The following is a 7036-nucleotide window of genomic DNA, read 5'->3' as shown; positions in this document are numbered from 1 at the left end:
GGCGTTGCCTTCGCCCTGGCCCCCCGCCGTCGTCGTTGTTGCCCTGGCTGCACCGGCGCTGCGGCGCGGCCTGCGCTTGACTGCGTCCGCCTTGGGTCCGGAGCCTACGAGGGGCTTCGTTTCAGGTTCCGGCGCGGCGGTGCCGGCACCGGGCGCCGGCAGGGCCTCGGCGAGGGCGTCGCCGCCGGGCTTCGCCGGTCCGTCCTGTGGTTCGGCGCCGGCCGTGCGGACGGCGATGATCGGAGCACCCACCTCGATGGTTTGCCCCTCCTGCGCCAGCAGTTCGGCTACGACGCCGGCGTACGGGCTGGGCAGCTCCACCAGGGACTTGGCGGTCTCGATCTCCACGATCACGTCGTTGATGGCCACGGAGTCTCCGGGCTTGACCTTCCAGGACACGATGTCCGCTTCCACAAGGCCTTCACCCACGTCGGGCAGGTTGAAGATAAGGGTGTTCGACATGGCAACTCCGAAGGTCAGTAGGCGAGCGAGCGGTCGAGGGCCTCGAGGATCCGGTCGATGTCCGGCAGGTACTGCTCCTCGACCTTGGCGATCGGGTAAGGCATGTGGAACCCGCCGACGCGGAGGACGGGTGCCTCCAGGCTCAGGAAGGCGCGTTCGCTGACCCGGGCCGCGATTTCGCCGCCGATGCCGCCGAAGGTGGGCGCTTCATGCGCGACGATCAGGCGGCCGGTCTTCTGCACCGAGGCCGTGACCGTGTCGAAGTCGATCGGCGAGATCGAACGCAGGTCCACCACTTCGACGCTGTGGCCGTCCTCCTCCGCGGCCTGCGCGGCGGCCAGCGCCACCGGCACCAGCGGCCCGTAGGCAACGATGGTGGCATCGGTTCCCTCGCGCAGCACCGCGGCGCTGAAGGCGTCCCGTCCGGCCCGCTCGGTGTCCACCTCGCCCTTGAGCCAGTAGCGGCGCTTGGGTTCGAACACGATCACCGGGTCATTGGAGTCCACCGCCTGCTGGATCATCCAGTACGCGTCATGCGCGTTGGACGGGGTGATGATGCGCAGCCCGGCCGTATGCGCGAACAGCGCCTCGGGGGACTCGGAGTGGTGCTCCACGGACCCGATGCCTCCGCCGTAGGGAATGCGTACGACGACGGGGGTCCGGATCGCGCCACTGGTGCGGGCGTGCATTTTGGCCAGTTGGGTGGTGATCTGGTTGAAGGCCGGGAACACAAAACCGTCGAACTGGATCTCGCAGATCGGGCGGTAGCCGCGCATGGCGAGGCCGATTGCCGTACCGATGATGCCGGACTCGGCCAGCGGCGTATCGACCACGCGGTCCGCTCCGAATTCCGCCTGCAGTCCCTCGGTCACCCGGTAGACGCCGCCCAGGGCGCCGATGTCCTCGCCCATCAGCAGGGTCTTCCGATCGTCCGCGAGCGTGCGGCGCAGGCCGGCGGTGATCGCTTTGGCGATGGTCATGGCGGCCATCAGATGTCCTCCCCTGCCTGCTCGGTGTCGGCGAATCCTGCTTCGTACTTCTGGTGCCAGGCCAGCTCCTCGGCGACCAGCGGGTGCGGGTCGGCGTACACGGAGTTGAAGCTGGCCTCGATGTCAGGCGCCTCCATGGCGAGCACGTCGGCGCGGACCGCAGCCGCCATGGCATCGCCGTCGGCGGCCAGTGCCTCGAAGAACTCGTCCCCGGCGCCGCCGCTGCTGCGCAGGTGCTGCTCCAGCCGGGACAGCGGGTCCTTCTCCTTCCAGGCCGCCTCCTCCGACGAGAGCCGGTACTTGGTCGGGTCGTCCGCCGTCGTATGGGCACTCATCCGGTAGGTGAACGCTTCGATGAGCACAGGGCCCTTGCCGGAGCGCGCGTGCTCGAGCGCCCAGCGCATGACGGCATGCACGGCAACCACATCGTTGCCGTCCACCCGGATGCCGGGGAATCCGTAGCCGCTGGCCCGGTTGGACAGCGGGATCCTGGACTGCACTTCGGTAGGCACGGAGATGGCCCAGTGGTTGTTCTGGCAGAAGAACACCACCGGGGACTGGTTGGAGGCCGCGAAGACCATGGACTCGTGGACATCGCCCTCGGAGCTGGCCCCGTCGCCGAAGTACGCCACGCTCACCGCGTCCTCCTGGTCGCGCTGGATGCCCATGGCGTATCCGACGGCATGCAGGCTCTGGGCGGCCAGCACCAGCGTGTAGATGTGGAAGTTCTTTTCGCGCGGATCCCAGCCGCCGTTGGTGACTCCGCGGAACATCCTCAGCAGGGACGACAGTTCGAGCCCGCGGGCGAGCGCGACGCCGTGTTCGCGGTAGGTCGGGAAGACGTAGTCCTGCGGCTGCAGGGCGTGCCCGGAGCCGATCTGCGCGGCCTCCTGCCCCAGGAGCGGTGGCCACAGCGCCAGCTGTCCCTGCCGCTGGAGCGCGGTTGCCTCCTGGTCGAACCGGCGGATCAGGAACATGTCCCGGTAGAGATCGCGCAGCGCCTCGGCGTCGAGGTGCTCCACGTAGGGGCTGAACTGCGGATCGGACCGCAGGACGCCGTTGGCGTCCAGCAGTTGGACCAGGTCCGGGGCGTCGGCGGGATCGCTGACGGCCAGGGCCTGTTCCAGTTCCTCTATCTCGAATTCCGAGGCGGGCAGGTGTTCAGCGCCCATACGAACTCCTCGCTGGCGGTCCGCTTTCCCAACGGAGGCCGGTGCTGGTTATATGCCCCGCACGGAATGCATCACCGTTGGGGCATATATCGGTCGTTTTCCGCTTCCTAGCCTACTGCCACACGGCATATGCTGTGCCGCCATTACGGCTTCAGGAAGCGCCCGGGCCTTTCGGATAGCTTGCGCACAGCGCCAGGAACCGAGTGTTTGCCTCGACTTCACCGATGCTGACCCGCACGCCTTCCCCCGGGAACGCGCGTACGGACAGCGCCTGCGTGCCAGCGAACTCGGCGAAGTCCTGGGCGTCGTCGCCAAGCGGCAGCCAAACGAAATTTCCCTGGCTCTCCGGGAACTTCCAGCCGAGGTCCTTCAGCCCGGCGACCACCCGCTCCCGCTCGTCCACGAGGCTCTGCACCCGTTCCATGACCTGCTCGTAGTGCTTCAACGAGGCAATCGCAGCGTCTTCGGCCAGGCTGGACACAGCGAACGGCGTGGCCGCCACCCGAAGGTGCTGGGTCAGCCTCTGGTTGGCCACCGAATAGCCCACCCGGAGATTGGCCAGCCCGTGCGCCTTTGAAAAGGTGCGCAGCACAATCACGTTCGGGTAGTTGCGGTAAAGGCTGACGCCGTCGACCGCCTCAGGCTCGCGCACGAACTCGGTATAGGCCTCGTCGATCACCACAACGACGTCGGAGGGAACCTTGGACAGGAAATCCTCCACCTGCGCGGTGGTCAGCGCAGGGCCCGTTGGATTGTTCGGCGTGCACAGCAGGACCACGCGGGTCCGCTCGGTCACGGCCGCAACCATCGCCTCGAGGTCGTGCGATCCGTCCTCGCGGTTGGGCACCTGCACGCTGTCCGCGCCGGCCAAGCCGACCATGATGGGGTACGCCTCGAAGGAGCGCCAGGCGTAGACCACTTCGTCGACCGAACCGTCCTCGTTCTGCCCGGCAAAGGTCTGCAGGATCTGCACCAGCGCGCCGAGGCTGCCTGCTCCCGTGACGATGTCCTCTGCCGGCACGTCCAGGAAGCGGCCCAGTTCGGTGCGCAGCGCGGTGGACAGCGGGTCCGGGTAGCGCTGGATGTTGTGCTGGGAGTGGATGGCGGCGAGGACTTCCGGCAGCGGAGGCAGCGGGTTCTCGTTCGAAGAGAGCTTGAACGGCTGCAGTCCTTCAATCACAGCCGGCGGCTTACCGGCCGCGTACTTCGGCAGCTTGGCCATGACAGGTCGGGGAGTAATGACGGCGGGGCTGGGATCTTCCTGGACCGCAGCGTCATTGATGGAGTTCCGGGTAGAAGTCATGGGTTAAAGAATACGTGGGCCAGCGCACACGGATGGCACTGTGCTCCGGGCTCACATATGACAGCATGAGCCCATGGGAAAGTTCATTGTGCGCGTCCTCATCAACGGCCTCGCGCTGTGGGTGGCCAGCTGGCTCCTGCCGGGCATTACATTGGAGGCCACCGCGGCGGCCGAAGCCTTCGGCGGAAACGAAACGGTCGGCGTCGTACTCGGTTTCCTCTTCATTGGCCTGATCTTCGGGCTCGTCAACGCCATTGTCCGGCCCATCGTGAGCCTGCTGTCGCTGCCGGTGACCATCCTGACCCTGGGCCTGTTCACGATCATCATCAACGCCCTGATGCTGATGCTCACCGCCTGGCTCTCCGGATTCACCCCGGTCCGCTTCGGCGTCGACTCATTCTTCTGGACCGCCGTGCTGGGGTCCCTGATCATCAGCGTCGTGTCCCTGATCGCCGGAGCGATCACGCGCACACGCTGAACCGCACCTGCCCGCCGGACCCAACGTCCGCCGTCGTACTCACCACCGCTGCCTGCCGCCGTGAGGCACAGTTGATTCGGCCGTAACCTCCCGCAGCAGGGGACGAAACACGCGCTTCCTACAGTCATTCCATCGGGTACCTGCTCCCTTTGGAGGACTGCGTGAGTATTGACCAGACAGAATCGGCCCTCGGCCCCGCGGCGCCTGCCGCCAGCGGGCTCCGGATCCGGCCCGGCCGCTGGGTGGACGGCTGGGACCCGGAGGACCGGCAATTCTGGGAAACCGAGGGCCGGGCCGTAGCAGGCGTCAACCTGCGCTGGTCCATCTTCTGCGAGTTCCTTGGCTTCGTGGTGTGGCAATTGTGGTCCATCATGGCCGTCCAGCTCCCGGCCGCCGGCTTCGGCTTCAGCACCGCGCAGATCTTCTGGCTGATCTCCATGCCCAGCCTGGTGGGCGCCACGCTGCGCATCCCCTACACCTTCATGGTCCCGCGGTTCGGCGGACGGAACTGGACCGTCATCTCGGCGCTGCTCCTGCTCATTCCGGCTGTCGGCCTGGCGGTGTGCGTGGCGAATCCGCAGACGCCGTTCGCCGTGATGCTGCTGATGGCCGGGCTGGCCGGCTTCGGCGGCGGCAATTTCGCCAGCTCGATGGCCAACATCACCTACTTCTACCCGGCCGCGGAAAAGGGCTACGCGCTGGGCCTGAACGCCGCCGGCGGCAATCTCGGCGCGGCGGTGGCGCAACTGGTGGTCCCGCTGGCCATCACCCTGGGGGCTGCCGCCTCGCTGAACCTGCCGCTGGGCGGGCTCATCTGGGTGCCGCTGATCCTGGTGGCCGCCTGGGGCGCCCGGAAGTACATGCACAACCTGTCCCATGCCAAGGGCGACATGGCCGGCTCCGTCGCCGCGCTGCGCGAACCGCACCTGTGGATCATGGCGCTGCTGTACATCGGCACGTTCGGCTCGTTCATCGGGTTCTCCGGCGTCTTCCCGAAGCTGATCAAGGACATGTTCCCCGAGTTCTCGTCCTTCGCGGTGGGCACGGCGGCGCTCTCGCTGGCGTTCCTGGGTCCGCTGGTCGGCTCGTTGACGCGTCCGCTGGGCGGCAGGCTGGCCGACCGGTTCGGCGGAGCGCGGATGACGGTGGCGGCGTTCGCCACAATGGCGGGGATCGCCGTGGCGGTCGTGTGGACGCTGCCGCTGGGCAGCTTCTGGCTCTTCCTGGCCCTCTTCCTGGCGCTGTTCACGGCCAGCGGCTTCGGCAACGGCGCGACCTACCGGATGATCCCGCGCATCTTCGCGGTCCGCGGGCAGCGGGAGTCCCGCGGATCCGGCCGCAATGAGGTGGACAGCCAGCGCAAGGCCTCCGCGGCGCTGGGCCTGATCTCCGCCATCGGGGCCTACGGCGGCTTCGTGATCCCCCAGGTCCTCAGCGCGTCGCATGCCGCCAGCGGCAACTACACCAGCGCGTTCTACGGGTTCGTGGCGGCCTACGTGCTGATGCTCGCCGTCACCTGGTTCTGCTACCTGCGGCCCGGCTCCACCATGGCGCGGGGCGGTGTCTGATGGGCACCCCGACGCACTGCCCCTACTGCGCGCTCCAGTGCGCGATGCGTCTGGCTCCCGCCGCGGACGCCGCCGCAACGAACGACGGCGGCGCCATCGCTTCAGCGGTCGGGCTGGCTCCGGCTGTGCCGGCCGCAGCGGGTACTGAGCTGGCCGTGTCCGGCCGCGACTTCCCCACGAACCGCGGCGGGCTGTGCCGCAAGGGCTGGTCCTCCAGTACACTGCTGGGCTCGCCCGAGCGCCTGGCCACTCCCCTGCTCCGCGGGGACGACGGCAGCTTCCACCCGGTGGGCTGGGACGAAGCCCTCGACCTGGCGGCTGGCGCCGTCCGCAGTACGCAGGCGCTCCACGGGGCGGATGCGGTGGGCGTGTTCGGCAGCGGCGGGCTCACCAATGAGAAGGCGTACCAACTGGGCAAGTTCGCCCGGCTGGCGCTGCGGACCTCGCGGATCGACTACAACGGACGGTTCTGCATGTCCTCGGCGGCGGCAGCCGGGAACCGCGCCTTCGGCCTGGACCGCGGCTTGCCGTTCCCGCTGGAGGACCTGGACAAGGCCAGCGCCATCCTGCTGCTGGGGTCCAACGTCGCGGACACCATGCCGCCCTTCGTCCAGCACCTTCAGGGTGCCAGGGACGCTGGCGGGCTGATAGTGGTTGACCCGCGCCGCTCTGCGACGGCTGAACTGGCTCAGGCCGGAGCGGGTCTGCACCTGGCGCCGGTTCCGGGGACCGACATGGCGCTGCTGCTGGGGCTGGCCCATGTGGTGGTGCACGAAGGGCTGGCGGACCTGGACTTCGTTTCCCGGCGGACTACCGGTTTCGAGAAGCTGCACCGCAGCCTCAACCGGTGGTGGCCCGCCCGTGTGCAAGCCGTGACAGGGGTGCCGGCCGAACTCATCCGGGAGACGGCACACCTGCTGGCCGACGCGCGCAAGGCAGCCGGCGGGCATCAGGCCGGCGGGGCCTACATCCTCACGGGCCGAGGAGTTGAGCAGCATATCGACGGCACGGACACGGCGACGGCCGCGATCAATCTGGCGCTCCTGCTGGAGACTCGCCAAGGC

Annotated in this window: 7 protein-coding genes; 3 read left to right on the top strand and 4 right to left on the bottom strand. The window is 68.1% G+C overall.

The annotated features are described in order from the left end of the window. The 4 genes from D477_RS04445 to hisC form a co-directional block, all read right to left on the bottom strand. Positions 1-462, bottom strand: a 462-nt coding sequence (locus tag D477_RS04445) for a biotin/lipoyl-containing protein (RefSeq protein WP_005267677.1), incomplete at its 3' end; no start/stop codon positions are given. A gap of 14 nt (positions 463-476) precedes the next feature. Then, complete coding sequence (locus D477_RS04440) at positions 477-1451, bottom strand: alpha-ketoacid dehydrogenase subunit beta (RefSeq protein ID WP_005267674.1); 975 nt, start codon at positions 1449-1451, stop codon at positions 477-479. After that, positions 1451-2623, bottom strand: coding sequence for a pyruvate dehydrogenase (acetyl-transferring) E1 component subunit alpha (pdhA, locus tag D477_RS04435; RefSeq protein ID WP_005267672.1), 1173 nt, complete (start codon positions 2621-2623; stop codon positions 1451-1453). The genes D477_RS04440 and pdhA overlap by 1 nt, the downstream gene beginning before the upstream one ends. 151 nt (positions 2624-2774) lie before the next feature. Further along, the gene (gene hisC, locus D477_RS04430) at positions 2775-3926 is read right to left on the bottom strand and encodes a histidinol-phosphate transaminase (protein WP_005267670.1); all 1152 of its coding nucleotides are present in this window, start codon (positions 3924-3926) and stop codon (positions 2775-2777) included. Between the two features lie 73 nt (positions 3927-3999). Between hisC and D477_RS04425 the strand changes: the two genes are divergently transcribed. The 3 genes from D477_RS04425 to D477_RS04415 form a co-directional block, all read left to right on the top strand. Next, a complete protein-coding gene (locus tag D477_RS04425) occupies positions 4000-4404 on the top strand; it encodes a phage holin family protein (RefSeq protein ID WP_005267668.1) in 405 nt (134 codons plus the stop codon). 161 nt (positions 4405-4565) lie between these two features. After that, a complete protein-coding gene (locus tag D477_RS04420) occupies positions 4566-5972 on the top strand; it encodes an MFS transporter (protein WP_005267666.1) in 1407 nt (468 codons plus the stop codon). Then, on the top strand, positions 5972-7036 hold a 1065-nt coding region (locus tag D477_RS04415), incomplete at its 3' end, for a molybdopterin oxidoreductase family protein (RefSeq protein WP_005267664.1). The genes D477_RS04420 and D477_RS04415, both read left to right, overlap by 1 nt.

It is taken from the genome of Arthrobacter crystallopoietes BAB-32 (assembly GCF_000328305.2).
Classification (GTDB): Bacteria; Actinomycetota; Actinomycetes; order Actinomycetales; family Micrococcaceae; genus Crystallibacter; species Crystallibacter crystallopoietes_A.
Note: the sequence above shows the minus strand (reverse complement) of the source record. Positions and strands in the feature narration are given on the sequence as shown.

Excerpts from the sequence above, each read along its gene's own strand:
- D477_RS04440 (WP_005267674.1), bottom strand. The coding sequence starts at position 1,451 with ATGGCCGCCATGACCATCGCCAAAGCGATCACCGCCGGCCTGCGCCGC.
- pdhA (WP_005267672.1), bottom strand. The coding sequence starts at position 2,623 with ATGGGCGCTGAACACCTGCCCGCCTCGGAATTCGAGATAGAGGAACTG.
- hisC (WP_005267670.1), bottom strand. The coding sequence starts at position 3,926 with ATGACTTCTACCCGGAACTCCATCAATGACGCTGCGGTCCAGGAAGAT.
- D477_RS04425 (WP_005267668.1), top strand. The coding sequence starts at position 4,000 with ATGGGAAAGTTCATTGTGCGCGTCCTCATCAACGGCCTCGCGCTGTGG.